24 protein-coding genes and 1 riboswitch are annotated in these 24686 nt (G+C 62.1%); of the genes, 11 read left to right on the forward strand and 13 right to left on the reverse strand.

What is annotated here, in order from left to right:
* Positions 1–88: 88 nt before the first annotated feature.
* Entirely contained in the window at positions 89–1075 is a 987-nt protein-coding gene (locus ACW5W8_RS05420; protein WP_498626803.1) for a sodium:calcium antiporter, read from the reverse strand.
* Positions 1076–1162: 87 nt separating this feature from the next.
* Positions 1163–1270: riboswitch (yybP-ykoY riboswitch) on the reverse strand.
* Positions 1271–1442: 172 nt separating this feature from the next.
* On the opposite strand from ACW5W8_RS05420, the gene ACW5W8_RS05425 reads away from it, so the two are divergent.
* The gene (locus ACW5W8_RS05425) at positions 1443–2030 is read left to right on the forward strand and encodes a superinfection exclusion B family protein (RefSeq protein WP_005336432.1); all 588 of its coding nucleotides are present in this window, start codon (positions 1443–1445) and stop codon (positions 2028–2030) included.
* A 96-nt stretch (positions 2031–2126) separates the two neighbouring features.
* On the opposite strand, the gene ACW5W8_RS05430 is transcribed toward ACW5W8_RS05425, so the two are convergent.
* Together ACW5W8_RS05430 and ACW5W8_RS05435 are read right to left on the reverse strand one after the other, a co-directional pair.
* The gene (locus ACW5W8_RS05430; RefSeq protein ID WP_498626805.1) at positions 2127–2981 is read right to left on the reverse strand and encodes an AraC family transcriptional regulator; all 855 of its coding nucleotides are present in this window, start codon (positions 2979–2981) and stop codon (positions 2127–2129) included.
* A 4-nt stretch (positions 2982–2985) separates the two neighbouring features.
* Positions 2986–3483, reverse strand: a complete 498-nt coding sequence (locus ACW5W8_RS05435) for a GNAT family N-acetyltransferase (RefSeq protein ID WP_498626807.1) — start codon at positions 3481–3483, stop codon at positions 2986–2988.
* 161 nt (positions 3484–3644) lie between these two features.
* Here ACW5W8_RS05435 and ACW5W8_RS05440 point away from each other — a divergent pair, with 161 nt between their 5' ends.
* A complete protein-coding gene (locus ACW5W8_RS05440) occupies positions 3645–5093 on the forward strand; it encodes a catalase (RefSeq protein WP_498626809.1) in 1449 nt (482 codons plus the stop codon).
* 75 nt (positions 5094–5168) lie between these two features.
* Here the strand turns inward: ACW5W8_RS05440 and ACW5W8_RS05445 are convergent, their stop codons facing one another.
* Positions 5169–5693: a GrpB family protein gene (locus ACW5W8_RS05445; RefSeq protein ID WP_164535864.1), complete on the reverse strand. Its 525-nt coding sequence runs from the start codon at positions 5691–5693 to the stop codon at positions 5169–5171.
* A 321-nt stretch (positions 5694–6014) separates the two neighbouring features.
* Complete coding sequence (locus tag ACW5W8_RS05450) at positions 6015–6332, reverse strand: YnjH family protein (RefSeq protein ID WP_021231798.1); 318 nt, start codon at positions 6330–6332, stop codon at positions 6015–6017.
* Between the two features lie 223 nt (positions 6333–6555).
* Between ACW5W8_RS05450 and ACW5W8_RS05455 the strand changes: the two genes are divergently transcribed.
* Positions 6556–7788, forward strand: coding sequence for a hypothetical protein (locus ACW5W8_RS05455; protein ID WP_498626812.1), 1233 nt, complete (start codon positions 6556–6558; stop codon positions 7786–7788).
* Between the two features lie 109 nt (positions 7789–7897).
* A complete protein-coding gene (locus ACW5W8_RS05460) occupies positions 7898–8674 on the forward strand; it encodes a substrate-binding periplasmic protein (RefSeq protein ID WP_498626814.1) in 777 nt (258 codons plus the stop codon).
* 12 nt (positions 8675–8686) lie between these two features.
* Here the strand turns inward: ACW5W8_RS05460 and ACW5W8_RS05465 are convergent, their stop codons facing one another.
* Positions 8687–9535, reverse strand: coding sequence for a helix-turn-helix transcriptional regulator (locus tag ACW5W8_RS05465; RefSeq protein ID WP_498626815.1), 849 nt, complete (start codon positions 9533–9535; stop codon positions 8687–8689).
* Positions 9536–9680: 145 nt separating this feature from the next.
* On the opposite strand from ACW5W8_RS05465, the gene tyrS reads away from it, so the two are divergent.
* The 3 genes from tyrS to ACW5W8_RS05480 all read left to right on the forward strand — a co-directional run bounded on the left by tyrS (position 9681) and on the right by ACW5W8_RS05480 (position 12772).
* Positions 9681–10946, forward strand: coding sequence for a tyrosine--tRNA ligase (gene tyrS / locus ACW5W8_RS05470; protein WP_498626817.1), 1266 nt, complete (start codon positions 9681–9683; stop codon positions 10944–10946).
* A gap of 168 nt (positions 10947–11114) precedes the next feature.
* Entirely contained in the window at positions 11115–12026 is a 912-nt protein-coding gene (locus ACW5W8_RS05475; protein WP_323927833.1) for a lipase family alpha/beta hydrolase, read from the forward strand.
* Positions 12023–12772, forward strand: coding sequence for a lipase secretion chaperone (locus ACW5W8_RS05480; protein ID WP_498626819.1), 750 nt, complete (start codon positions 12023–12025; stop codon positions 12770–12772). The genes ACW5W8_RS05475 and ACW5W8_RS05480 overlap by 4 nt, the downstream gene beginning before the upstream one ends.
* Positions 12773–12808: 36 nt before the next feature.
* Here ACW5W8_RS05480 and ACW5W8_RS05485 read toward each other — a convergent pair whose 3' ends face one another.
* The 4 genes from ACW5W8_RS05485 to sgrR all read right to left on the reverse strand — a co-directional run bounded on the left by ACW5W8_RS05485 (position 12809) and on the right by sgrR (position 18241).
* Positions 12809–13510 (reverse strand): hypothetical protein, encoded by a 702-nt coding sequence (locus ACW5W8_RS05485; RefSeq protein WP_498626853.1) that lies wholly within the window; start codon positions 13508–13510, stop codon positions 12809–12811.
* A gap of 44 nt (positions 13511–13554) precedes the next feature.
* A complete protein-coding gene (locus ACW5W8_RS05490) occupies positions 13555–13950 on the reverse strand; it encodes an acyl-CoA thioesterase (RefSeq protein WP_005336457.1) in 396 nt (131 codons plus the stop codon).
* 264 nt (positions 13951–14214) lie between these two features.
* The gene (katG, locus tag ACW5W8_RS05495; protein WP_498626821.1) at positions 14215–16392 is read right to left on the reverse strand and encodes a catalase/peroxidase HPI; all 2178 of its coding nucleotides are present in this window, start codon (positions 16390–16392) and stop codon (positions 14215–14217) included.
* 145 nt (positions 16393–16537) lie between these two features.
* Positions 16538–18241, reverse strand: a complete 1704-nt coding sequence (gene sgrR / locus ACW5W8_RS05500; RefSeq protein ID WP_498626822.1) for an HTH-type transcriptional regulator SgrR — start codon at positions 18239–18241, stop codon at positions 16538–16540.
* A gap of 100 nt (positions 18242–18341) precedes the next feature.
* On the opposite strand from sgrR, the gene ACW5W8_RS05505 reads away from it, so the two are divergent.
* From ACW5W8_RS05505 to ACW5W8_RS05515, 3 genes are all read left to right on the forward strand, one after another.
* Positions 18342–18518 carry a hypothetical protein gene (locus ACW5W8_RS05505; RefSeq protein ID WP_101323416.1) on the forward strand — a complete coding sequence of 59 codons (177 nt, stop codon included), beginning with the start codon at positions 18342–18344 and terminating at the stop codon, positions 18516–18518.
* A 150-nt stretch (positions 18519–18668) separates the two neighbouring features.
* The gene (locus tag ACW5W8_RS05510; protein WP_042081222.1) at positions 18669–19937 is read left to right on the forward strand and encodes an O-acetylhomoserine aminocarboxypropyltransferase/cysteine synthase family protein; all 1269 of its coding nucleotides are present in this window, start codon (positions 18669–18671) and stop codon (positions 19935–19937) included.
* A gap of 106 nt (positions 19938–20043) precedes the next feature.
* Positions 20044–20670: a glutathione S-transferase family protein gene (locus ACW5W8_RS05515; protein WP_498626824.1), complete on the forward strand. Its 627-nt coding sequence runs from the start codon at positions 20044–20046 to the stop codon at positions 20668–20670.
* A 64-nt stretch (positions 20671–20734) separates the two neighbouring features.
* Here the strand turns inward: ACW5W8_RS05515 and ACW5W8_RS05520 are convergent, their stop codons facing one another.
* Together ACW5W8_RS05520 and ACW5W8_RS05525 are read right to left on the reverse strand one after the other, a co-directional pair.
* On the reverse strand, positions 20735–21634 hold the full coding sequence (locus ACW5W8_RS05520; RefSeq protein ID WP_058060036.1) for a DMT family transporter: 900 nt from the start codon (positions 21632–21634) through the stop codon (positions 20735–20737).
* 131 nt (positions 21635–21765) lie between these two features.
* Entirely contained in the window at positions 21766–22206 is a 441-nt protein-coding gene (locus ACW5W8_RS05525; protein ID WP_498626825.1) for a DUF2214 family protein, read from the reverse strand.
* Positions 22207–22289: 83 nt separating this feature from the next.
* On the opposite strand from ACW5W8_RS05525, the gene ACW5W8_RS05530 reads away from it, so the two are divergent.
* Positions 22290–23918 (forward strand): sensor domain-containing diguanylate cyclase, encoded by a 1629-nt coding sequence (locus tag ACW5W8_RS05530; RefSeq protein WP_498626826.1) that lies wholly within the window; start codon positions 22290–22292, stop codon positions 23916–23918.
* Between the two features lie 102 nt (positions 23919–24020).
* Here ACW5W8_RS05530 and ACW5W8_RS05535 read toward each other — a convergent pair whose 3' ends face one another.
* Entirely contained in the window at positions 24021–24674 is a 654-nt protein-coding gene (locus tag ACW5W8_RS05535) for an HAD family hydrolase (protein WP_498626827.1), read from the reverse strand.
* Between the last annotated feature and the right edge of the window lie 12 nt (positions 24675–24686).

Below are 24686 nucleotides of genomic sequence, written 5' to 3' on the forward strand. Positions count from 1 at the left end.
GAAGGGGGTTTATATTGCCGAGAAAATCAAAGGCCATCGTGGTTACGTATTTATTTGGTTTTTTAATTCCCTGATTTTCCTTCCCGCTTCAGCTCACCAGCAGCCAGCCGCAAAAACCGAGATAGAGCAGGCCGACCAGTGCCAACCGTTCGGCGGTCATCACCCCCTTTCTGAACCCCCACCAGAGCAACCCCACCGCCAGCAGCGTCACCAGCGAGGAGGCCATCATGGCGCCATCCAGCAACCAGGGGGTAAAGAGCAGACAGAACGCCTTGGGGATAGTGCCCTGGATCATCATGGCCCCGGAGATATTGGCCAGCGCCAGCCGGTTCTTGCCCTGTCGCACCCAGATCAGCACGTTCATCAGCTCCGGCATCTCGGTCGCCACCGGACTCAGCAGCAGGGCCGCCAGTACCGGCGAGAGGCCAAACAGCTCGCCCATGCTCTCCAGCTGATGAACAAACAGCTGGGCCGCCAGCGCCACCACCACCAACGCAGCCAGCGTCTGCAGCAACACCTTGCCAACGGGCGGGAGCTCCGCGTCGGGAGCCAGCTTGAGGGGCTCCGGCAGCTCGACCTCGTGGCAGTCAGTCTGTTTCAACTCGCGCCTTACATAGACGAGGTAGACCAACACAAAAAGCGGGGCCAGCCAGCTCTTGCCGGTAAAGGCGACCAGACCCAGTACAGTGGCAACCAGAAAGATACCCATAAACCAGCGCTGATCCCGGCCAATCTCGCGCTGCACCTCGCCGTCGATGGCTCGTTCGGTACGCCCCATGCAAAGCAGCAGGGTGAGGCCGACCGCTGCATAGCCGATGGTGGCCAACACAAGCGGCCCGCCAAGGGCGGCGCCAATGCCGATCTCCTGCTGGGCGGTTGTGTTGCCCATCAGCAGAGCGGTGAGGGTCACGATACACTCGGGCAGCGCCGTACCCAGTGCCGCCAGCAGGGAACCGGTGGCGCTTTGGGAGAGTTTGAAGTGGTGGCCGGTCCACTCGATGCCGTTGACGAAGTATTCGCAGGCAAAGTAGATGGTGGCCGCAGAGACGAAAAATAACAGCAGGGTAATCAACATAATAGATACCGCCAGGCGAGCAGAATAACCGATGGACCCGATATGGCTCGCCCGGCTGGCGTGCATATCGAGGCCAAAGGTCTTGCAGAGCGATAGTGCCTATCGCCGCCCATGCCATGGATACGAGGATCCAAGAGTGTTGACATGGGCCCGGCCCGGAATGCGGGCGGGTTGCTACTCCCCAATGACTGAGGGGACTTTTTACCAACTCGACCGCCGCCTCACAAGGCAAATTAATGACAACTCATTCAATAAGTTGTAAGGGAATGTAACCTCGCCAGCCTCCCCTCCCCGCTGCCATTGCGCTGTTGGCACACCGATTGCTGTAGGTAGTTCACTATCCACAACAGTTTGGGAAGGATAAACAATGAAACGGTGGATCCAACATTTCTATCAACTGAACCGCCTCAACTGGCTGATGGTCTGGTTGTTGCTCTGCTGCAGCATCATTCTGCTGTTTCCGGCCGGGCTGATGAAAGGGGCCGTCAGCCAGTGGGCTGCGGATCATGCGGCCTGGCTGGGAGTCGGCATGCTGATCGCCATCTCCTACTTCTGCAGTCAGGGCTTCCTGATCGCCTGGGAGTGGGCATGCGAAGAGTGGCAGGCGCGCCGTCAGCAGGACCAGCTGGCCCAGATGATCGGCTTCCTCGACTTCAACGAGAAAGCGGTGCTGCGCGAGTTCGTGCTGCAGCGTAAAAGCGTCATAAACTTGCCGATCACCGAACCCGCCGTCAAAAACCTGATGGATGCCGGCGTCCTCACCTACGCCTACGGCAAGCCGACCCGGGAGAAGGATGACGAGAACCAGATCCGAGCCCTGATGATCGCCCTGCCCGCCCGACCACTGCTCACCTACAAGGTGCTGGGGCTGTCGCGCGGCAAGATGAGCGACGAGCAGGTGGAGCAGATCATGAACGCCCGTCCCAAGTTCGCCCAGAAGGGGTTCCAGCGCTAACCGCCGCCCAACCGCCAGATGCAAAAGAGCCGGACACTGTCCGGCTCTCTCGTTTCTGCGCTACATGATGTACCGCTCAGTTTTCCCTTCTGCGCCCTACCCCTTGAGGCTGGAGCAGAAGCTCACATCCGCAACCTTGGTCACCGGATCATAGCTGTGATAGAGCTCGAAACAGGGCCTGTCATCAAGCTCATGACCGGCAGCCACTATGTCACCAATGTGCTGCTGCCAGAGCAGAGGATATTGGGCCTGATCGGTGACGGTTGTCCGTGTCAGGGCATAACGCCCCCCTGCCAATGACTGGATCTCCACACAGCCACTGCCTTTGGTCCCCGCCGGCACGGTGACGCAGATATCGGTGCGGCACTGCTGGGGGGCGGTGATCTCGGGGTTGTCGTGATAGATAAATATCCACTCCGCCTCTGCCAACCCCTGTTCCGCCGACCACTGGTAGAGCTGGTCACACACCGGCTCATAGCCTGTGCCGTAAGGGCCGGTAACCCGGATATAGGCAAGGGTGCGCGGGGCCATCTGTTCGGTTTTCATCGGTTGCCTCCTTTCATGGGAACGGCTTTCAGCATAACCAGCCCCGCGGGCGGCGGCGTGTCCATTCTTGCTCAGTTGCAGCAGTGAAGGTTGGCGGCGCAGTGCCCCCGGCGTCATGGCAAACTGCTTGCGAAACGCCTTGGCAAAGGCCTGCGAGCTGGCAAAACCGGCCGATAGGGCTATCTCGGTCACCGGATCCCGGCTGTAGCAAAGAGAGCGAGCTGCCCGCTCCATCCGCAAGCGGCGCTGCATCTCGGCCGGGGTTTCGCCAGTGACGGCGGTAAAGACCCGATGAAAGTGATAGCTGGAGAGCGCCGCAAGGCTGGCCGCCTCACTGAGGCAGAGCTCGGGATTCTGCTCAAGCGCCCGGATCACCGGGCGCAATCTGGCCTGATAATCGACCATAACGTTAGCGACTGGCGCCCCCCGCGACTCTGGCCATATAGAACACATCCACATAGCGCCCCTGGCGGAAGGCATAGTCACGAGCCAGCCCCTCCTGAGTGAAACCGAACTTGCGATAGAGCGCCTGCGCGGCCTCATTGTCGGTATAGACGGTCAGCTCAATCCGGTGCAGGTTGAGCCAGTTATCGGCCAGATCCAGCGCCGCGGCCATCAGGGCAGAGCCCACCCCTTTGCCTGCCCAGTCATCCCGTACCCCCATACCGATACAGGCCACATGCTTGCGTCTCGGATTGGACTCAACCAGCAGCGAGAGCTGGCCTACCAGCAGGCCGTCGACCTCGGCGACCAGCGCCACCACACCACTCTGTTCCAACCGCTGTTGCCACAGCCCCAAGGTCGGAAAAGGCAGTTGCAAGGTGCCCGCCTGGGCATTGGGCATGGCATAGAGATCCCGCAAGGCAGGGGCATCGGTGGGTTCGGCATGACGGATAGTAATCTGCATATGAGGCTCCTTCTCGAAGCCTCCATCATGCAATATCCGGCGCAGTTACACACCCCCTACCCGCACCCATTTGTCTTGCCTATCAAAGAGCGAGGAAAGGCCCATTGGCCGAGCACGGCGCAGATCCGTAGGCTGACCCCATATCAACAAGGAGAGAAGCCATGACTGACAAGACCCTGCACAGCGCCAACGGCGCCCCCGTCGTCGACAACAACAACAGCCTCACCGCCGGTCCCCGCGGCCCCGTATTGATGCAAGACATCTGGTTGATGGAGAAACTCGCCCACTTCGACCGCGAGCGCATTCCCGAGCGGGTGGTTCACGCTAAGGGCTCGGGCGCCTACGGCACCTTTACCGTGACCCACGACATCAGCCAGTTCAGCAAGGCCGATCTGTTCAGCGACATCGGCAAGCAGACTCCTGTATTCCTGCGCTTCTCCACCGTGGCCGGTGAGAAGGGCGCCGCCGATGCCGAGCGCGACGTGCGCGGCTTCGCCCTCAAGTTCTATACCGAGCAGGGCAACTGGGATCTGGTTGGCAACAACACCCCGGTCTTTTTCATCCGCGACCCGCTGAAATTCCCTGACTTCATCCACACCCAGAAGCGGGATCCGCGCACCAACCTGCGCAGCGCCACCGCCGCCTGGGACTTCTGGTCACGCCATCCGGAATCCCTGCATCAGGTCACCATACTGTTCAGCGATCGCGGCATCCCCAAGAGCCTGCGGGAGATGAACGGCTACGGCAGCCACACCTTCAGCTTTATCAACGATGCCAATGAGCGCTTCTGGGTCAAGTTCCACTTCAAGACCGAGCAGGGCCACAGCTTCTACACCGATGAAGAGGCTGCCAATGTCGTTGGACAGGATCGGGAGAGCAGCCAGGCGGATCTGTTCAACGCTATCGAGCGGGGCGACTTCCCGCGCTGGAAGGTCTATGTGCAGGTGATGCCGGAGGCCGAAGCCCAGACTTACAATATCCACCCGTTCGACCTCACCAAGGTGTGGCCGCACAGCGACTACCCGCTGATCCCGGTGGGCGTGCTGGAGCTTAACCAGAACCCGGACAACTACTTCGCCCATGTGGAGCAGGCCGCCTTTACCCCGGCCAACGTGGTGCCCGGAATCGGCTTCTCGCCGGATCGCATGTTGCAAGGGCGGCTCTTCTCCTACGGTGACACCCAGCGCTATCGCCTCGGCGTCAACCACGGTCTGCTGCCGGTCAACGCCCCGCGTTGCCCGTTTCATCACGGCGCCCATCGTGACGGTGCCATGCGGGCGGACAGCAACGGCGGCGCCAGCCCCAACTATCAGCCGAACCGTTTCGGTACCCAGCAGCCGAGCGAGCAGCACGAACCGGCGCTGAGTCTGGAAGGGGCCGCCCTGCACTACGACTTCCGTGACTACGACAGCGACTACTACAGCCAGCCGGGCAACCTGTTCCGCATCATGGACGAGGGGCAGCGTTCGCGGCTCGCCGCCAACCTGGCGCGCTCCCTTATCAATGTGGAGGATGACGCCATCGTCGCGGCCCAGCTCAAGCACTTCGAGCAAGCCGACCCCGAGTACGCCAAACGGGTCGAACTGGCACTGGCCGCCTTGCAGCGCTAAGCCGCAAGCAGGCAACATCTGCAAAAACAAAACGGGGGCCTGATAGCCCCCGTTTTCTATTGCGAGCAAGCTCACTCAGAGAGCAGGATCCTGCCCGGCCTGCCACCGCAACGCGTTCGCCTCGTGCTCTTTCACAAAGGCATTCTTGCCCGCACAGTAGCGCTCGATATCGTGCTGACAGCTCGCGGCTACCGCCTGCTTTAACTCGGCGTATTCCCGGCATACCGCAGGGTGGGCCCTTAGATAGTCACGAAAGGCCAGATGGCGATGCACATGGTCATCCCCTTGCAAGAAGGCGTGGATCTGGTGGGTTCTCTCATCACCCCCCTTGCGAAAATAGCGGCGGCGCGCAATCCCGCACTCCCCCATCGCCTCATAGCCCAGCGCCTCCAGCTGACCATTCTGCTCATCGAGCCGCTCCAGCGATGATACCTCCAGCATGATGTCGATGATGGGCTTGGCGGCCAAACCGACGACAGAGGTACTGCCGATATGGTGGACAGCTAGCAAGCAGTTATCCAGCGCACTGCGTAATTGAACCTCTTCAGCTACAAAGCAGGCTGGCCATTGGGGGTTGTAGGAGACAACGTCGACTCTCACAGTTTCAGCTCTCTGGATAGTTGCCGATGGCATCGGGCAACAGGGTATGCGATGGGTGGACAAGATAACCAGACGGCAAATTGCCAACAACAAAAACGGAACCAGAGGCTCCGTTTTTCAATGCTGTATCAATCCCGGACGGAACGCGCTTCGCGCTCTTCCCGCTCTCTTGCCAACAAGCGTTTGTACCACCAGCTACTGCGACGACGTTGTGCATTGGAAGAGCGACGAGCCATTTCTTAGGTTCCAGCCAAGAGAAGAAAGGAGCTGCATTATGCGACAGGGATCACGTCCATGTCTTTAGCTGGATCAAGAAAAGCCTCACTGACCCACGGAAATCGTCTTCTGATCTTTCGCCCCCCGGGTGGCAGGCAACACCACCGCAGGAGAGCGCCAGGCCAACGGGCCATTGCTCTCGAGGTCGTTCTGCGGGCCGCACTCCAGCCAGATATCTCCCTGCAGAATGCGGGCCCCTTCGGAATATTTCTGATCCGCAAACCAGCAGACCCGCTCGGGCAATGAGCCCAGCGGTAACACCAGCTCGGGACTGGCAGACTCGCCCACCACAGTGGTTTTGGACGCGGCCAGAGCAGGGGCGAGCCAGAGGGAGGCCAGCAGGCAGAGCAGTACATTTTTCATGGGAGGGATCCTGTTTCGATGGGAGGCACTCTCGAAGAGTCGACCAGCCCCGGGGTTTACTTGACTGACAATCATACTGCCTGCTGGCATTGTGGAACCAATATGGTAGCCTGCCAGCGCCTGCGGGCAGTCTCTCGCTGCCACGCGCAAACTTCCGGTGAATTTGTCACGTCCTGACAAAATATAACCTTATTTATCAAATCGTTATTTGGATATTATCCCAATGCGTATCATGCCGTTGCTTCAGGCGGCCTGCCTGAGCCTGATGTTGTCCGCCTGCGTTGCCCCATTGCTGATGATGAGCCCCACCAGCCAGCTGATGTGGGCCCTGCTCAAGCCGCTGGTCGGCTTTGACCCGAACGAGGTCAATCTGTTCGAACAACCCCTGATCAAGGATCGGATGACCGCCATCCTTGGCCCCAATTACGACAGCACCATGCAGTTGCTCAAGACTGCCGACAAGTTACAGCAGGAGGGGCCGCTTTTCTATGTGGTCTCCGAGTATGCGCCGGTGCCGGATATCGCCAAGCAGGCGGGGATGGTGTGGAACTCGCAAACCAACCAGATGTCTGTATTGCTGCAAAAAGGGGATGGCACCACCCTGACCTTCGGCGAAAATCTGGCGGGCACGGCACCGACATGGCCAACCGCCATGCAGAGCTGGCAGACCCCCACCAGCCAGCTCACCCCGGCGGCCAATGCCCTGACCGGTGCGGCAACTAGCCAGAGTGGCACCTCCCCCTTCTCCCTTGGCAGCGCGCTGGGCACAGTGACCCGCGGCGTCACCGGCTCGCTGACCAACAGCGCAAGTCAGGCTATCAGCGGCGCAGCCGCCAACGCCACAGGGCAGGCCACCCAAGCGGTGAGCCAGAGCGCGACCGACCTGACTCACAGTGCGACCACCGCAGTCACCGCGCCTGCCAAACAGGCAGCCAGCAGCGCAGCTGCCACCGTGACGCAAGAAGCGACCAAGGCCGTTGCCGCTCCTGCCAAGCAAGCCGTCAGCAGCGCTGCTGCGACCGCGACGCAAGAAGCCACCAAGGCCGTTGCAGCTCCTGCCAAACAAGCCGTCAGCAGTGCCGCTGCGACCGCAACGCAAGAGGCCACCAAGGCCGTTGCAGCTCCTGCCAAACAAGCCGTCAGCAGCGCCGCGGCGGCCGTGACACAGGAAGCCACCAAGGCCGTTGCCGTTCCTGCCAAGCAAGCCGTCAGCAGTGCCGCCGCTACCGCGACGCAAGAGGCAACCAAGACTGTTGCCGTTCCTGCCAAACAGGCCGTCAGTAGTGCCACCTCTACCGTGACGCAAGAGGCAACCAAGGCCGTTGCCGAACCAGCCCGGCAGGCCGTCAGTGCCGCCTCTCATACGGCCGGAGAGAGCGTTGCCGATGCCGCCAGAGCGGTGGAAGCCAAGGCTCGCGCCAAGGCAGAAGCAGAGATGGAAGCCCTGCTGAAATAAACCGACAGGCCACCGCAAGGTGGCCTGTTTTTTATCCCGCTACCGGATCATGACGTTATGGAAAAGGCCACATAGACTGTTAGGTAACTACCCGCTCAAGGAGTGCATCATGCGTCGTCTGCTCCCTGCTCTCGCGTCTCTCGCTCTGTTTATCGCGCTCCCGGCTCCCGCGCTTATCTACTATTCGGAGCAGAATATGCCGCTCAATGGCCAGGATAAAAATGGCCAGCCTGTGGGGTTGGCAGTCGAGTTGCTGCGCCTGATGTGGCGCGAAATGGGGGAGCCGGAGCAACCTATTCACTTCATGCCTTGGGCCCGCGGCTGGTATCTGCTGACCCAGCAGCAAGAGGCCGTGCTCTTTACCACGGCTCACACCAAGGAGCGGGATCCCCACTTCCTCTGGGTCTGCCCCATCAGCCACTCGCGGGTGTCACTGGTCGGCCGCAAGACAGATGCCCCCAAAGTGGCTAGCAAAGCGGATCTCGCCAAGCTGCAGATCGGCGTGATGCAGGCGGATGTGGGGGAGCAGTTGCTGCTCAACCGCGGGATCAGCCCGGGCAATATGATGGCGGTGGAACGGATGGAACAAGTGGTACGCCAGCTCATCATGGCCCGCACCGATCTGGTGGCGGGCAACGAGGTGATGTTGCGCCATCAGGTCAAGGCGCTGGGCTTTCCCAGCGAGGATTTTGTCACCGTCGCGATTCTTGAAGAGCAGGACAACTGCTTCGCCTTCAATCTGAGGGCAGACAAGCAGCAGGTTGCCCGCCTGCAACAGGCGCTGGACAAGGTCAGGCAGGGGGATGAATACAAGCAGCTGATGAAGCGCTACCAGTTGCTCAGTATCCTGCCCGAGACCAATTCCCCCATCCCGCGCCTAGAATAGCTCCGGCCCGCCCTATGGCGGGCTCTCTCTATCTCCCGCCGATGACGCCTGCGATGCCTCCACCGGCGCTGTAATGAGGTGGTTCAGAAATAGATTGAACAGCTCGGCACGCGAGCCGAGCCGCAGCTTGCCATAGAGATGCTTGCGGTGATTCTTCACCGTACCTCTGCCAATCCCGAGCTCCGCGGCAATCGCCTCGGTATCCAGCCCCTGCAGCAGCAACTCCGCCACCTGCCGCTCGCGCCGGGTAAGCCTATCGCCCCCGACACTCGCCATCGCCAGCTCCACCGCGCTCTTGAGGCTGGCGCTGTCTGGCAGCGCCGTACTCTGTGCCAACAGGGGCTGACTCTGCCGCCACTGCTGACGACAGAGCGAATGTACCAGCGGGAACAGCTGCCCCAGCCTCGCCAGCTCGTCACGACTGAGGGTACTGCGCTTGTCGAGTCGCCCCAGAAACAACATCAGCGTCAGCCCGTCCCGCACCGGCAGGATCAGTCCCACCTCCTCCTGCCAGCCGGTAGCCTGATAGAAGTGGTGGCGATATTCGGGATCGAGCCGCCCTTGAGAGACCTGCGCCAGCGTCCAGACGCCGGCAGGCAAGCCCTGTTCCAGCGCCTGCATAAAGGGATCCTGACTGAAGTGGCTGGTGAGGTAGCGATCAAACAGCAGAGCCCGCTGATGGTTGAGGTTGTCGTAGAGGTAGACGGGGCGCTGCCCCACCCCGAGCAGCAGGGCGCAATCAAACGCCACCTGTTGCTGGATCAGCCGCACCAGCGCCGCCGCAAAGGCGCTGCTGTGCAGGGCATCGACCACCTCGGTCATGCTGCGAGTCAAGGCATCTGTGGTGAATGGCTGGGTCATGGTGGCACGTTTCCGGTGACGGGGAGCGATTCCCCGCTATGGCTGAATGCTAGCACGAGAGTGGCAAAACTGTCCCTCAGGGGACATATCCGCCACCAACCAGAACGGCGAGGATGACGGCTTTTCCCCAGCTGTAGGAGAACCCATGATCAACCCCCACCTGCTCGATGAGCTGACAGAGCGCGGCCTTGTGGCCCTGAATTCCGACCCGGCGGCCCTGGCCGATCATCTTGCCACCCCGCGCACCGTCTATTGCGGGTTCGATCCCACCGCCGGCAGCCTGCATATCGGTCATCTGGTGCCGCTCTTGATGCTGCGCCGCTTCCAGCTGGCTGGGCACACCCCGGTGGCGCTGGTGGGCGGGGCAACCGGCCTTATCGGCGACCCCAGCTTCAAGGCGACCGAGCGCAGCCTCAACAGTGCCGATACCGTGCAGGGTTGGGTCGCCAGCCTGTCTGCCCAAATCAGGGCGCTGCTGCCCGCCGATGAGGGCCTGTCGGCCCCGCAACTGGTCAACAATGGCGACTGGATGGGGCAGATGTCCGCCCTCGATTTTCTGCGGGATATCGGCAAGCACTTCTCGGTCAATGCCATGCTGGCGCGGGAATCGGTGCGCCAGCGGCTGGCCCGTCCGGATCAGGGCATCTCGTTCACCGAGTTCTCCTACGCTCTGCTGCAATCCTACGACTTTGCGGTGCTGCACCAGCGGCTCGGCTGCACCCTGCAGATTGGCGGCAACGACCAGTGGGGCAATATCACCAGCGGCATGGATCTCACCCGTCGCCTCCATCAGGCGCAGGTACACGGCATGACCCTGCCCCTTATCACCAAGGCAGACGGCACCAAGTTCGGCAAAACCGAAGGGGGCACGGTCTGGCTCGATCCGGCGCTCACCTCCCCTTACGCCTTCTACCAGTTCTGGCTCGGCACCGCGGATGAGGATGTCTACCGCTTCCTGCGCTACTACAGCTTTATGTCGCTGAGCGAGATTGATGCACTGGAGGCGGAAGACGCGAAGCGGCAGGGGCGCAAGCAGGCCCAGCAGGTGCTGGCGAACGAGCTGACCGAGCTGGTACACGGCAAGGCGGCGTTGGCGGCAGTGCAGCGCATCAGCGAGTTGCTGTTTAGCGGCGACGTGACCCGCCTCGGCGAGAGCGATCTGGCCCAGCTGGCGCAGGATGGCATGCCGAGCAGCACCGTCAGCGGCGAGACGGATCTGGTCAGCCTGCTGGTCAGCTGCGGTCTGGCGAACTCCAGGCGCATCGCCCGCGAACTGCTGGCAGCGGGCGCCATCAGCCTCAATGGCGCCGTCAGGCAGGATGAGCAGCTGAATGCCGATGATCGGCTGTTTGGCCGCTACCTGCTGCTGCGCCGGGGCAAGAAGCAGTATCACCTGGTGGCGTGGCAATAAGCCGCAGGGCGGGGAGCACAGCCTCCCCGCCCGCACCCAGAACCCCTTTTGAATCCCGAGTTGCGATCCCCCTCACAGCCTCTCCCGTCAGCAGCTACCATACTGGCACCGGCGAACATGGAGTACGCCACACAATCTGTTCCTCACGAATCAACAAGGATGCTGATGATGAAGAGATGGCTTCTGGTGCTGCTCTGCACCCTGCCCATGCTGGCACACGCCAGCGGATACACCCAGACCCGCTACCCCATAGTGCTGGTGCACGGCCTGTTCGGCTTCGACAAGCTGCTCGGGGTCGATTACTTCTACGGCATTCCCCAGGCCCTGAGCCGGGATGGTGCCAAAGTCTACGTGGCCCAGGTGTCAGCCACCGCCAGTTCGGAGCAACGGGGGGAGCAACTGCTCGCCCAAATTGAGCTGCTGCTGGCGGCCACCGGCGCCGAGAAGGTCAACCTGATCGGCCACTCCCACGGCGGCCCTACCATCCGCTATGTTGCCTCGGTCGCCCCAGAGCTGGTCGCCTCCGCCACCAGCGTCGGCGGGGTCAACTACGGCTCAGAGATTGCCGATCTGGTGCGGGCTAATGCCGCCCCCGGCAGCGCCGCCGAGAAGCTGGCTGCCGCCGCGGCCCACGCCCTCTCCGGCATGATTTCACTGCTCTCGGGCGGGAGCCAGCTGCCGCAAGATCCGGTCGCCGCCCTCGATGCCCTCACCAGCAAGGGTGCCAGCCAGTTCAACCAGCGCTACCCGGAGGGGCTGCCCAGCCGCTATTGCGGCGAGGGGCCGATGCAGGCGACCAACGGCGTCTACTACTTCTCCTGGAGCGGGCGCGGCAACCTGACCAATCTGCTGGATCCGGTGGATCCTGCGCTGGCGCTGACCGGCGCCTTCTTCAAGGAGCCCAATGACGGACTGGTCGGGGTCTGCAGCAGCCACCTCGGCAAGGTGATCGGCACCGACTACCGGATGAACCATCTGGACGAAGTGAACCAGTCCTTCGGCATCCACCATTTGTTCGAGACCGATCCGGTCACCCTCTATCGCCAGCATGCCAACCGCCTCAAGGAACTGGGACTATGAAGATACCCACCCTGCTCGTCGTGCCCTGCGCCATCACCCTGCTGCTTGGCGGGGTGTTGCTCTGGCCCACTGCACCGACGGCAGACTCATCCCCCGCTCAAGCCAGCCAGCATGCACAGAGCCACCCGCACGATCCCGAGCAGGAGGCCGCCGATGCCCTGCAGGCGCGCTATCGCACCTTTGTCTCCGCCCAGAGCAGCCTGACAGTGCCCACCGAGACCTCCCTCGCCAGCCTGCAGATCCTGTTTGACGAGCGAGAGCAGCTGCGCCAGCAGAGCTTTACCCCGACCGAGCAAGCCCAGCTGTTTGCCGAAGATCGGCTGATGGAGCAGCTGACCCTGCGCCGCAGGGCGCTGGCGGAAGCGAGAGACAGCGACAAGTCGCAGCTGGCCAGCGAGCTGGATCTCTGGCTGGCGGAGCAACCGGGCTGGTTTCGCGAGGCGGAGGCCAACAGCCGCCTGCTTGAGGAGTTGCAAGAGCTGGCGCAGATGGAGCCAGCCAAACGGGAGGCTCTGCTGCTGGAAACGGGAGGGCCGGAAGCGGTGGATCGGATGCGCCAGCTGGAGCAGAACCGGCAAGGGTTCGAGGAACAGCTCAGCGGCTTTCTGGCCGAGCTCAGACAACTGCCGAACGAGGCCCGGGCCGAACAGCAGCAGGAGCTGCTGGCCCGCTGGTTCGAGCCCGGACAGTGGCGCCGGGTCGAGGCGCTCACCCGGATCAAACTGGGGGAGCCACACACCGAATGAGAAGGGGGCCCGAGATGGGCCCCCTTGCTATTGCGCTTATTGCGGCTTGTTGGTCGCCGGCAGCGGCTGCCAGGTGAGGCGGGTTACCTGAGTGCCCTGCACCTCGCACTTGAGGCTCAGCTCCTGCCACCCCTTATCCTGACGCAGGGAGACCTCTCCTTCGATCCCCTGCTCGCCAATCTTCAGCTTATCCTGCTCGAAGATCACCTTGTCGCCGTGGGCGAGATCCATCAGTTTGCCGTTGCAGAGCCAGTGAGCGAGATCCGCCCCCTTCAGCTTGACGCCCCCCTTGGCCGCCTTCTGTTCGGCCGCACCGGGAGCAAAGAGCTTGCTCAGCTCGGCGGCTCGCTTGGTGAGCCACTCCTGACGCTGCTGCATGCTCATCTTGCTGACGAACTCGGCGGGCTGGCCCTTCTCGTCCAGCCATTGGATCAGCTTGCCGCTGTCGTCAAAGGCGAACTGGGCGGCGGGCTCTTTGACCCCGAACAGCTTGCCGCCCTTGAAGTAGTAGCGGCTCTCCCCTCCCAGCTTGCCCAGCTCGTTCATGATGGGCACGGCGATGATGACGGGGGCGCCATCGATCCAGGCCTTGATATCAACGCCGTCATGGCTGAATTGACGGGTATCGAGGGCGCTCTCGGCCCCCTTCTCCATCAGGGTAAACTGCTCGGCGAGAGAAGCGGCCAGAGAAGGGAGGGAGCAGAATCCCAGGGTCAGCGCGATCGCTGTGTTGCGCATTGAGTTGTACATAGCACTCCTGTGATGGACCATCCGGCCCGTGGTTAACTCTCTGTCAGCCAGGCCCGCAGCCCTTCCCGGTGAGCATCGCTCAGGGGCAGGGATTGGCGGGCCCGGTAGTCAAAATGGATCAGGGTCGTTTCGGCGGTGACGGCCAGTTCGCCGCCCTGCCAGGCCTCCTGCCAGACCGTGAAAGAACTGGTGCCGATGCGGCGTACGCCGGTCTTGATGGTGACCGGCTGGCCGTAGAACAGCTCCCGTTTGAACTGCACCGTGTAGCCCGCGATGATCAGATGCCAGTTATGCACATCCAGATCTGGGGAGAAGATCCGGAACAGGGGATCCCGCGCCGATTCGAACCAGACCGCCGGCACCGTATTGTTGATATGGCCGAGGGCATCAGTCTCCTGAAAGCGGGGTTGGATCTGCATTTCCAGCATGGGTTGACTCCTTGTCTCTTTGTTCTGTCCTTGTCCTGTTGATTGGACATCAGTGGCCAATGGGTGGCTGCCGGGCATCACCAGCGGATCAGCATGTTACATGATACTGCTGGCCCAAGCACAGGGATGCCAGCGGCCCTGCGATACCGGCCAGCAGGTGTCGCAGCGCGGCGGATTGTAGGGCTGCACAGAAAAGCGGGCAGTAAAAAGCCCCGCACATCTTGGCTGTGCGGGGCTGATTCAGATAACCAAACGGCTCGGGGGTTAGCCGAGCAGATCGAAGCGATCCGCATTCATCACCTTGTTCCAGGCGGTGATGAAGTCACAGACAAACTTCTCCTTGTTGTCATCCTGGGCATAGACCTCGGCATAGGCGCGCAGCACCGAGTTGGAGCCGAACACCAGATCCACCCGGGTGGCCGTCCACTTCAGGGCGCCGCTGCGGCGATCGCGGATCTCGTAGAGATTGCTCGCTTTCGGCAGCCACTGGTAGCCCATGTCGGTCAGGTTGACGAAGAAGTCGTTGCTGAGTACCCCGACCCGATCGGTAAAGACCCCGTGCCCGGTACCGCCGTGGTTGGTGCCGAGCACCCGCATCCCGCCGACCAGCGCCGTCATTTCACAGGCGGTGAGCCCCATCAGCTGGGCACGATCCAGCAGCAGCTCCTCCGCCGTCACCACATAGTCCTGCTTCAGCCAGTTGCGGAAGCCATCGGCCAGCGGCTCCAGCACCTCGAACGAGGCCACATCGGTCTGAGCCTGAGTGGCGTCCCCCCGGCCCGGCGCAAACGGCACGCTCACCGTCACCCCGGCGGCCTGGGCTGCCTGCTCGATGGCGAGGTTGCCCCCCAGCACGATGAGATCCGCGACGCTGACGCCACACTCGGCCGCCAGCTTGTCATAGACCGCCAGCACCTTCGCCAACTTCGCCGGTTCGTTGCCCGGCCAATCCTTCTGCGGCGCCAGCCGGATGCGGGCGCCGTTGGCACCGCCCCGCTTGTCGGAGCCTCGGAAGGTACGGGCGCTATCCCAGGCGGTACTCACCCGCTCGCTGATGGAGAGGCCGCTGGCGGCGATCCTGCCCTTCACCGCCGCCACATCATAATCGGCACGTCCGGCTGGCACCGGATCCTGCCAGATCAGATCTTCTGTCGGCACATAGGGGCCGACATAGCGGCTCTTCGGCCCCATATCCCTGTGGGTCAGCTTGAACCAGGCGCGGGCGAAGGCGTCGGAGAAGGCCGCCGGATCATCGCGGAAGCGCTCGGCAATCTTGCGATACTCGGGGTCGAATTTGAGCGCCATATCGGCATCCGTCATCATGGGTTTGCAGCGGATCGACGGGTCCTCCACATCCACCGGCATATCCTCTTCGGCGATATTGATCGGTTCCCACTGATGGGCCCCCGCCGGAGATTTTTGCAACCACCAGTCGTACTTGAACAGCAGCTCGAAGTAGCCGTTGTCCCATTGGGTCGGGTGGGTGGTCCAGGCCCCCTCGATGCCGCTGGTCACTGTGTTGCGGCCGATGCCGCGGCTGTGGTGATTGATCCAGCCGAGCCCCTGCTCCTCGAGGCTGGCCCCTTCCGGCTCGGGCCCAAGCTGTTTGGCATCGCCGTTGCCGTGAGCCTTGCCGACAGTGTGTCCACCAGCGGTCAACGCCACCGTCTCTTCGTCATCCATCGCCATACGGGCGAAGGTGACTCGCATATCCTGCGCGGTTTTCAGTGGATCGGGCTGGCCATCCACCCCTTCCGGGTTGACGTAGATAAGCCCCATCATCACCGCCGCCAGCGGGTTTTCCAGATCCCGCTCGCCGGAGTAACGACCGCCCGGCTTGCCGCTGGGCACCAGCCATTCCTTCTCTGAGCCCCAGTAGATATCCTTCTCCGGATGCCAGATATCCTCGCGGCCAAAGGCGAAGCCGAAGGTCTTGAGCCCCATGGACTCATAGGCCACGGTGCCCGCCAGAATGATCAGATCGGCCCAGCTGATCTTGTTGCCGTACTTCTTCTTGATGGGCCACAGCAGGCGACGGGCCTTGTCGAGGTTGGCGTTATCCGGCCAGGAGTTGAGGGGGGCGAAACGCTGGTTGCCACTGCCGCCACCGCCGCGACCATCGGCGATGCGATAAGTCCCGGCCGAGTGCCAGGCCATGCGGATCATCAGGCCGCCGTAGTGGCCCCAGTCGGCGGGCCACCACTCCTGACTGTCGGTCATCAGGGCAGTCACATCCTGCTTGAGGGCCGCCATATCGAGCCCCTTCAAGGCTTCCCGATAGTTGAAACCGGCCCCCAGCGGATTGGTCTTGGTATCGTGTTGGTGAAGAATGTCGAGGTTGAGGCTCTTCGGCCACCACTCCATTCTGGACGTCTCGACGGAGGTGGTTCCCCCGTGCATGACCGGGCATTTTCCTGCGGAACTGTCTGAATTATTGCTCATCGTTTTCCTCATTTGCTCTGCTGTCCATAACCTGACACAGCATGGCACAGAGGCGTGACACAAACTGTGCAGCAGCGGCCGATTTACGGATCTTGCACGCAAGCGGCCACGGAGCGCCCATCGGCCGCGACAGAAATTGGACGAACTATGGCGCCTCTGCGGGCTGATGGGGCGGCTCGGGCCGCAGCCAGGCGCTGCGAAAATCGAACCAGCCGAGCGCTGTCATCCGCACCCCGTGCACGCCGACCCGACTCTCCAGCTCCAGCCAGTGGTGGAACAGCGGCACAAACCAGCTCTGCTGCTGCACTGTTGCCAACAGGGCGCGGGGGCCAGGCTCCTCACCGCTGGCCCGCCACTGCATCAACCCCTGCCACAACTCATACTGACTGCCCCACACCTTGCGCAGCAACGGGGTGCCCTGCAACCAGGCGTAGGGGGCAAAGGGGCCGGCATGTTCGAGGTTGAGGGTGCCGAGCCAGAGATCCACGTCTTCATCCTCGCCACTCACCCAGCGACCGTAATCGAGGGTGCGCACCTCCAGCCGGATCCCCTGTTCGGCCAGCAGGCTGCTCATGGCGTTAGCGCACTCGTTGAACTCCAGATGCTGGTTGAAGCAGGCAAGCACCAAGGTCGTCGGCATCTGCGCCGGTGTGGGCAAGGGCGCGGGCAGCGCTTCGCGCCAGTGGGGCAGCAGGCCAAGGGCGCTGGTCCAGCCCCGTTGCAACTCGGGGGCGACCCGCCCCATCAGAGCCACCGGATTGAGCAGTTGGCCGAGCCACTGCCGCAGGGCGGGATCCTGCAAGGATCCGGAGCGATCGTCCTGCAGCAGGAAGTAGCAGCCCGACTCCAGCTCCGATTCGCCGCGCATGGTGCCGAGCTCAGGGCTGTCGCGCCCCAGCTGCAGATGTGTCTCCAGCCGCTCCGCCAGCTCCGGCAGCATCCAGATATCGATCTCGTCGAGCAGGGCGCGCAGGCCGAAGTAGTCGTCAAACGCCGCAAGGCAAAGATGCAGGGGATCGTTGGCGGCCACCCGGTAGGGGCCGGTGCCCACCGGTTGCAGGGCAAAGCCCGCCTCCCCCTTGAGCTCCCGCGGCAAGATGGTTGCCACCGGCTCGCCCAGCAGGTGGGGCAGCCAGGGATCCGGGCTGTCGAGATAGAGATCCAGCGTGCGCGGCCAGGGGCTCTCCAGACGAGTCAGATGGGAAAACAGCGGGCGATCCCGCAGGGCCAGCAGACTCTCCATCACATCTTCCACCACCAGCTCGCGGCCGTGGTGAAAACGTACCGCCGGGCGCAGGTAGAAACGCCAGTGACAGGGGCCCAGACACTCCCAGTGGTGGGCCAGATCCCCTTCGATTTCCCCATTTTCCTCATTTCGCCGGGTGAGGCCGTTGAAGATCTGGCGGCTCAGGTGAATTTCGGAGCGGCGCATCGGGCCAGTGGGCAGCAACTGCGGCAGCGGCCGGTAGTATGGCACCCGCAGGATCTGGCGCCCTTCCCGGGTGGCCTGACCGAGCTGTTCGATCAGCAACGGAGTGAGCAGATCAAGGCGATTTTCGGCCAGCCGCACCGCCTGCGCCAGCTGGCCCTGACTGAGCAGATCCCGCAAGCGGCGCCGGGTCAGGCTCTCCTGACTATCGAGCAGGGTGAGCCGGGAGCGCCGCCCCCGCCCCGCTTCCGCCGACCAGCTGAGCCAGCCCTGATCCTGCATCCGCCGCAGCAGCAGACGGACGTTGCGCGGGGTGCAGCAGAGCAGCTCCGCCACCTCGGCGAGACTGATCTCCCGCTCGTCGCAGCCAAGCAGCTGGGCGAGTCGTTGAAATTGCTGGTAGAGGCGACCGGTCGGCATAAAAGAGGAAATCCTGTTGCTATAAGTCATCAGTTTTTACTTCCGCATTTTAGCTCAATACTGCTGGCGAACGTGAGAACCACCGCACAGGAGCACCATCATGAGCCACGCCAATCCCCTCAAACCGAACCGGATCCAGCAGACCTTGCGCCGTTACTTCAAGCGGATCCTGCCGCGCCCGCTGGCACTCATCGAGGATCCCATGCAGCAGCTCAACCGCCTGATGCAGTGGGATATGAACCAGATCGATGACAAGGAGTATCGCCGCCGCCTCTGAGTGCGGGCCATGCCAACCACTCGGGACGCGCATCCCCTGCGGGCGACATTGCTTTGCCGGATCTTGCTGTTTACATCGGCCACGGGCCTGATAGATTGGACGTCTATCCATCTATAACTGCCACAAGCAACATCCAACAAGGAGTGTGTGATGAAAGATGCGACCCTGGCCCTGCACCACGGCTTTTCCAACGACCCCACCACCAAAGCGGTCGCCGTGCCCATCTACCAGACGGTGGCCTACGAGTTCGAGAGCGCCCAGCACGGGGCGGATCTGTTCAATCTGGCGGTGCCGGGCAATATCTACACCCGCATCATGAACCCCACCAACGATGTGCTGGAGCAGCGGATGGCCGCGCTGGAAGGGGGCATCGCCGCGCTGGTGGTCTCGGCAGGTTCCGCCGCCATCACCTACGCCATTCAGGCGCTGACCGCCGCCGGTGACAACATCGTCTCCACCCCTCAGCTCTATGGCGGCACCTACACCTTGTTCGCCCACATGCTGCCGAGTTTCGGGGTCGAGGTGCGCTTTGCCAAGGATGACAGCGCCGAGGCCATCGCCGCCCTTATCGACGACAAGACCAAGGCGGTCTACTGCGAAAGCATCGGTAATCCGGCGGGCAACATCGTCGATCTGGCCGCACTGGCCAAGGCGGCCCACGCCCGTGGCGTGCCGCTCATCGTCGACAACACGGTCGCCACCCCGGTGCTCTGCAAGCCCATCGAACACGGCGCCGACATTGTCGTACACAGCCTGACCAAATATGTGGGCGGCCACGGCAACTCGCTGGGTGGCGTCATCGTCGACTCGGGCAAGTTCCCCTGGGCGGATCACGCCGAGCGCTTCCCCCAGCTGACCAAACCCGAGCCCTCCTACCACGGGGTGGTCTATACCGAGGCCTTTGGCCCAGCTGCCTTTATCGGGCGGGTGCGTACCGTGCCGCTGCGCAATACCGGCGCGGCGCTGGCGCCGATGAACGCCTTCCTGCTGCTGCAGGGGCTGGAGACCCTGAGCCTGCGCATGGAGCGCCACGTCGACAACGCCCTGCGGGTCGCCAACCACCTCAAGCATCACCCCAAGGTAGCCTGGGTCAGCTACGCCGGTCTGCCGGGTCACCCGCACTATCTGCTGGCGGAGAAGTACATGGCCGGTCGCCCCTCGGCCATCCTCTCCTTCGGTCTGAAGGATGGTTATGAAGCGGGCGTGCGCTTCTACGATGCGCTGAAGATCTTCAAGCGGCTGGTCAACATCGGCGACGCCAAGTCGCTGGCCTGCCATCCTGCCTCCACCACCCATCGCCAGCTGAGCGAGGAGGAGCAGGCCAAGGCTGGCGTGAAACCCGAGATGATCCGGCTGTCGGTCGGGATCGAGGCCATCGAAGACATTCTGGCAGATCTGGATCAGGCGCTGGAGGCCTGAGTCAGTCAACGAGGGAGCGGGCATCAGCCCGCTCTTTTTTAGCCATCGGTGAACCGCCCCCCTCGCTTGCTCGTATACCCCATCCTGCCACCGAATCGAGGTCGTTATGATAGTCCTGCACCACCTGAACAAATCCCGCTCCCAACGCATCATCTGGCTGCTCGAAGAGCTGGACCAGCCCTATGAGATCAAGGCGTATCAGCGCGATGCCACCACCTTTCTGGCACCGCCCGAGCTAAAAGCCATCCATCCACTCGGCAAGTCGCCGGTCATCGAGTTCGACGGCCGAGTGCTGGCAGAATCGGGCGCCATCACCGAGTACCTGATCGCCCGCCACGCTCCGGAACGGCTGGCACCGGCTCAAGATAGCCCGGAGTATCCCGAATATCTGCAGTGGCTCCACTTTGCCGAGAGCTCGGGCATTCTGCCGCTGCTGCTCGACATGTTCGTGCGCAAGGATGGCAGCCCGATGCGCTTCCTGCCGGACTACGCCAAGGCGGAGTGTGCCAAGGTGCTGGGCTACCTCAATGAGGTACTGGCGAATCGCCATTTTCTGGTGGGGGATCGCCTCTCCGGCGCCGACATCATGAACTCCTTCTTGGTGGATCTGCTGGCGCAAAGCGGTCAGCTGGCCCACTTCCCGCATCTGCAAGCCTACTGGGAACGCCTCAATACCCATCCGGCCCGTCAGAAGGCGGTAGAGCTGGAGCGCGAGCTGGATCAGCGCCCCTGACCGAACAGCCATCATGCAAAACGCCCCGACAGTCGGGGCGTTTTTGTTATGCAGCGAGCGCGGTTTACTTGGTCGCAGGCACCTTGTCCCGGCGCGACTTCCACCACCAGCGCAGCCGGATCTGAGAAATGAGCATCCCCGCCAGCATCAGGGCGCAACCGGCAATGGCGCGCTCATCCAGCGTCTCACCCAACAGCAACACGCCACCCACGGCGGCAAAGACGGTCTCCAGACTGAGGATGATGGCAGCGTGGGCCGGATGAGCACCCCGCTGCCCCACCACCTGCAGGGTATAACCGACCCCGACCGAGACCAGCCCGGCATAGAGCAGCGCCTGCCAACCGGCTACTGCGCCAGCCACGGTCGGGGTTTCGATGACAAAAGCGGTGGCGAGGCTGAGCAGGCCGCAGACCACAAACTGCACCCCGGCCAGCTTGATGGGAGCAACCCGGTTGGAGTAGTGATCCACCAGCAGCAGGTGAACGGCCCAGAAGAGGGCGCCGACCACCTGCAACAGATCGCCAAAGCCGATGGTGAACTCGTCGGTGACGCTCAACACATAGAGACCGGCCAGCGCGATGACGGCGCCGATCCAGGTATTGAGGCCGCTCTTGTGACGCAGCAGTAGCCCCAGTACCGGCACCAGAATGATGTAGAGCCCGGTGATGAAACCGGCCTTGGCGGCAGTGGTATAGAGAAGCCCCACCTGCTGCAGGGAGGCGGCACAGAACAGCACCAACCCGGCCAGCACACCACCGATCAGCAGCTGACGATGGTCGCCCGCAACGGCAACAGGTTGTCGGGATTTGAGCCACCAGAGCAGCGGCAGCAGGGAGAGGGCGCCGAGCAGAAAGCGCAGGCCATTGAAGGTATAGGGCCCCATGTGATCCATCCCGAGGCGCTGGGCGACAAAGCCCATACCCCAGATGGTGGCAGCCATCAGCAACATCAGATTGGAGCGCATGGCGATTCTTCCTTAAATCGGCGCGTGACGGGTTATCCGATCCAAGATACCCGCCTCCCTATCCTCTTGTCTCCACTCTTTGTCTTCGCTCTCTACGTTCTGCATCGCACGGCTTTTGAGCACCGCGAGTGTTACAGCAGCGAGGGCTTGGTGAACACGGCCAACAGGGCAATCAGTAGCAGATTGCCCCGCAGGATCCACATCACCCAGACATACTGCTGGCTGGAGATCATCGGTGCCTTGCCCAGACGCAGGGCGCGACGCCAGCGATAGAAGAGGCGACTGGGGTAGTCGAGGGTGCCGACCATCAGCAGAAACAGCCCCATTTTGAGGCCGTAGGCCGGATGGGCAAAGATCTCCGCCACCGAGCTGGCGTGTTCGAGTGCCAGCAGGCAACCGGTGGCAAAGATGGAGAGGAGCGCCAGCGCCGCGATGCCATCCGCCAGCAGCAGACGGCGCACCCGCAACATATTCAGGCCGCGACGAAAGATCAGATATTCGATACAGAGGGCCAGCAGCAGCACCGCTATGCTGCCGTAGTGAGCCATTAAGAGCAGAGTGGGGTTCAGCATCGGAAAAATCTCATTTTCTGCCTTTAGACACGCTATGGGGCATCATATATGCTGGTGTCACTCGAGACGAAAAGGATTTGGTCATGCCTCCCAGCCCCCCCAGAAAAACCTGGTCCCTGACAACCAGAATGCGACTGGGTTTAGTCTTTCTGTTCATTCCCGTACTGCTGCTGGGCACCGTCTACTACCTGCATATGGAGCGCACCTTGCACCGTGAGCAGGAGAACAATCTTATTGCCCGCAATAACCAGTTCTTCCATACCCTGCTGGAGCCCTATCTCAAGAATCTGGAACGCCAGTTTACGCTCATTTATCAGCAGGTAAATTATCAGGACTTCAGTGGCCAGGCGATCCGCAACGGCGAACACTATCTGCAGCAGTGGCAGGCCTACCGCAAGGTGATGGACCTCGATTATGTCTACGTCGGTACCGAGCAGCGCCAGATGCTAATCCACCCCGCCTGGCAGGCTGATGCCGCGTTCGATCCCAGAACACGCCCCTGGTACCGGCTGGCCGCAGAGCATCCCGGCAAGATGGTCTGGGTCGAGCCCTACTATGATTACACCTTGGGTACCCTCACCATGGCGCTGGCCCGGGTAATTGAGGATCCTGCCGGCAAGCGGGTCGGGGTGTTATCCATGGACACCCAGCTGGCGCCCCTCTCCAGCTGGCTCAATCATGCCCACCAGCTAGATGAACATGGCGAACAGGGCTACCAACTGCTACTCACTCATGAGGGTATCCAGCTGGCACATCCCGATCCGAAACAACTGTTCAAACCGCTGCCCCATCCCGAATGGCTAAGCAGGATGCCTGATGAGCAGGGCTTTTTTCTGGACAACAAGAGCGGCAGCATGGTGGCCTACCACAGGATCCCGCAGCAACGCTGGATCCTGCTGAGTGTGACCCCGACCGCCAGTCTCCATCAGGTGGTCGATAGCGTCACCCTTAACGTCCTCGGTATGATAGCGCTCGCCTCCATCCTCTACCTGCTGCTGGCCTTGCGCTGGTCACGCTATTTCACCCGCATGCTGAAAGAGATCAGCAGCCTGATCCGGGCCAGTATCAAGGGGGATCACCACGATCCGGAACACCAGATGAGTGAACTATCCACCATCTATGCCGAGATGGAGGCGGCGGGCAAACTGGTGGCAGACGTGCGCCAGCAAGCCCACCAGGACCAGCTCACCGGGCTCTACAACCGCCGCTTCTTCGACGAGTGCCTGCAACAACAACTGGTCAGCGGCGCCCCTTTCGGGGTGGTGATGTTCGATCTCGACGATTTCAAGCGCGTTAACGATACCTACGGCCATCAGGCGGGGGATGTGGTGCTCAAGCGGGTGAGCAAGCTGGGGATGCAACTGTTTGACCAGTGGGGCTGGTTCTGCCGCTACGGCGGTGAGGAGCTGGTCCTGATCTTCCGGCTCGATACCCAGATGAGCGAAATAGTCGTGCTGCTGGAGGCATTCCGTAATGCGGTCGAAAAACTGGAATGGCGCGAGCAAGGTCTCACCGTCACCATCAGTGGCGGCGCGGCCATTAGTCACTCGGGGCTATCGGCCAAAGAGCTGGTGGAGCTGGCCGACAAGGGGGTCTATCAGGCCAAGCGGGAGGGTAAAAACCGTATCTGCTTCACCCAACGCAGTGTCAGTGACCAGATGGACGAGGAGCCCCATCCTCACCTCGATAAGACTCGACGGCATGCCCATTAAGTGGAATGGGTAATCCCCATCGGCGACACAAAAATAAAGAGAGAGGCCATCGCCTCTCTCTTTTTTATCTCGCTCTTTTCTATCCCTTTTTCGCGCGATAACTCAGCGCTGCCACTCCCACACCGGCCAGCCCAGCTCCTCGGCCTGCTGACGCAGCGCGGGGGCCGGATTGACCGCATGGGGATGGCTCACTGCCCGCAGCATGGGCAGATCGTTGTGAGAGTCGCTGTAGCCAAAGCTACCCTGCCAGAGGTGGTCCCTGCCTGCAAACAGCTGGTTGATGCGGGCTACCTTGCCCTCGCGAAAGCTGAGGGTGCCGCGAGTCTGGCCGGTCAGCATCCCCTCCTCCTCATCGAGCAAAATGGCGACGCAGTGATCCATCCCCAACATCTTCGCCATGGGGGCGACCAGATGCTCACCAGAGGCGGAGATGAGCACCAGGTCGTCGCCCCGCTCCCGATGCCATTCGATGCGCGCCAACCCCTCGGGGTAGAGGCGCTCGCGCAGTACCTGCTCGGCAAAGCGGGTGCAGAGCGAGTCGAGCCACTGACGCGTCTTGCCCGCCAGCGGTTGCAGGGTGAAGGCCATGTACTGGTGCATATCCATCTTGCCCTGATGGTAGAGGGACATCATGGCCTGCTCCTCGGCGATCATGCTGGCGGGGGCCAGCTCCTCGGCCACCATGTACTCCAGCCAGAGGCTGGCGGAATCCCCCGCAATCAGGGTCTCGTCCAGATCAAACAGTGCCAGTGCCATGAGGGCTCCTTG

The organism is Aeromonas aquatilis (genome assembly GCF_054052405.1).

What these genes read in the sequence shown, in the direction of transcription:
- ACW5W8_RS05420 (WP_498626803.1), bottom strand. Translation starts at nt 1,075, where the DNA reads ATGTTGATTACCCTGCTGTTATTTTTCGTCTCTGCGGCCACCATCTAC.
- ACW5W8_RS05425 (WP_005336432.1), top strand. Translation starts at nt 1,443, where the DNA reads ATGAAACGGTGGATCCAACATTTCTATCAACTGAACCGCCTCAACTGG.
- ACW5W8_RS05430 (WP_498626805.1), bottom strand. Translation starts at nt 2,981, where the DNA reads ATGGTCGATTATCAGGCCAGATTGCGCCCGGTGATCCGGGCGCTTGAG.
- ACW5W8_RS05435 (WP_498626807.1), bottom strand. Translation starts at nt 3,483, where the DNA reads ATGCAGATTACTATCCGTCATGCCGAACCCACCGATGCCCCTGCCTTG.
- ACW5W8_RS05440 (WP_498626809.1), top strand. Translation starts at nt 3,645, where the DNA reads ATGACTGACAAGACCCTGCACAGCGCCAACGGCGCCCCCGTCGTCGAC.
- ACW5W8_RS05450 (WP_021231798.1), bottom strand. Translation starts at nt 6,332, where the DNA reads ATGAAAAATGTACTGCTCTGCCTGCTGGCCTCCCTCTGGCTCGCCCCT.
- ACW5W8_RS05455 (WP_498626812.1), top strand. Translation starts at nt 6,556, where the DNA reads ATGCGTATCATGCCGTTGCTTCAGGCGGCCTGCCTGAGCCTGATGTTG.
- ACW5W8_RS05460 (WP_498626814.1), top strand. Translation starts at nt 7,898, where the DNA reads ATGCGTCGTCTGCTCCCTGCTCTCGCGTCTCTCGCTCTGTTTATCGCG.
- ACW5W8_RS05465 (WP_498626815.1), bottom strand. Translation starts at nt 9,535, where the DNA reads ATGACCCAGCCATTCACCACAGATGCCTTGACTCGCAGCATGACCGAG.
- tyrS (WP_498626817.1), top strand. Translation starts at nt 9,681, where the DNA reads ATGATCAACCCCCACCTGCTCGATGAGCTGACAGAGCGCGGCCTTGTG.
- ACW5W8_RS05475 (WP_323927833.1), top strand. Translation starts at nt 11,115, where the DNA reads ATGAAGAGATGGCTTCTGGTGCTGCTCTGCACCCTGCCCATGCTGGCA.
- ACW5W8_RS05480 (WP_498626819.1), top strand. Translation starts at nt 12,023, where the DNA reads ATGAAGATACCCACCCTGCTCGTCGTGCCCTGCGCCATCACCCTGCTG.
- ACW5W8_RS05485 (WP_498626853.1), bottom strand. Translation starts at nt 13,510, where the DNA reads ATGCGCAACACAGCGATCGCGCTGACCCTGGGATTCTGCTCCCTCCCT.
- ACW5W8_RS05490 (WP_005336457.1), bottom strand. Translation starts at nt 13,950, where the DNA reads ATGCTGGAAATGCAGATCCAACCCCGCTTTCAGGAGACTGATGCCCTC.
- katG (WP_498626821.1), bottom strand. Translation starts at nt 16,392, where the DNA reads ATGAGCAATAATTCAGACAGTTCCGCAGGAAAATGCCCGGTCATGCAC.
- sgrR (WP_498626822.1), bottom strand. Translation starts at nt 18,241, where the DNA reads ATGCCGACCGGTCGCCTCTACCAGCAATTTCAACGACTCGCCCAGCTG.
- ACW5W8_RS05505 (WP_101323416.1), top strand. Translation starts at nt 18,342, where the DNA reads ATGAGCCACGCCAATCCCCTCAAACCGAACCGGATCCAGCAGACCTTG.
- ACW5W8_RS05510 (WP_042081222.1), top strand. Translation starts at nt 18,669, where the DNA reads ATGAAAGATGCGACCCTGGCCCTGCACCACGGCTTTTCCAACGACCCC.
- ACW5W8_RS05515 (WP_498626824.1), top strand. Translation starts at nt 20,044, where the DNA reads ATGATAGTCCTGCACCACCTGAACAAATCCCGCTCCCAACGCATCATC.
- ACW5W8_RS05520 (WP_058060036.1), bottom strand. Translation starts at nt 21,634, where the DNA reads ATGCGCTCCAATCTGATGTTGCTGATGGCTGCCACCATCTGGGGTATG.
- ACW5W8_RS05525 (WP_498626825.1), bottom strand. Translation starts at nt 22,206, where the DNA reads ATGCTGAACCCCACTCTGCTCTTAATGGCTCACTACGGCAGCATAGCG.
- ACW5W8_RS05530 (WP_498626826.1), top strand. Translation starts at nt 22,290, where the DNA reads ATGCCTCCCAGCCCCCCCAGAAAAACCTGGTCCCTGACAACCAGAATG.
- ACW5W8_RS05535 (WP_498626827.1), bottom strand. Translation starts at nt 24,674, where the DNA reads ATGGCACTGGCACTGTTTGATCTGGACGAGACCCTGATTGCGGGGGAT.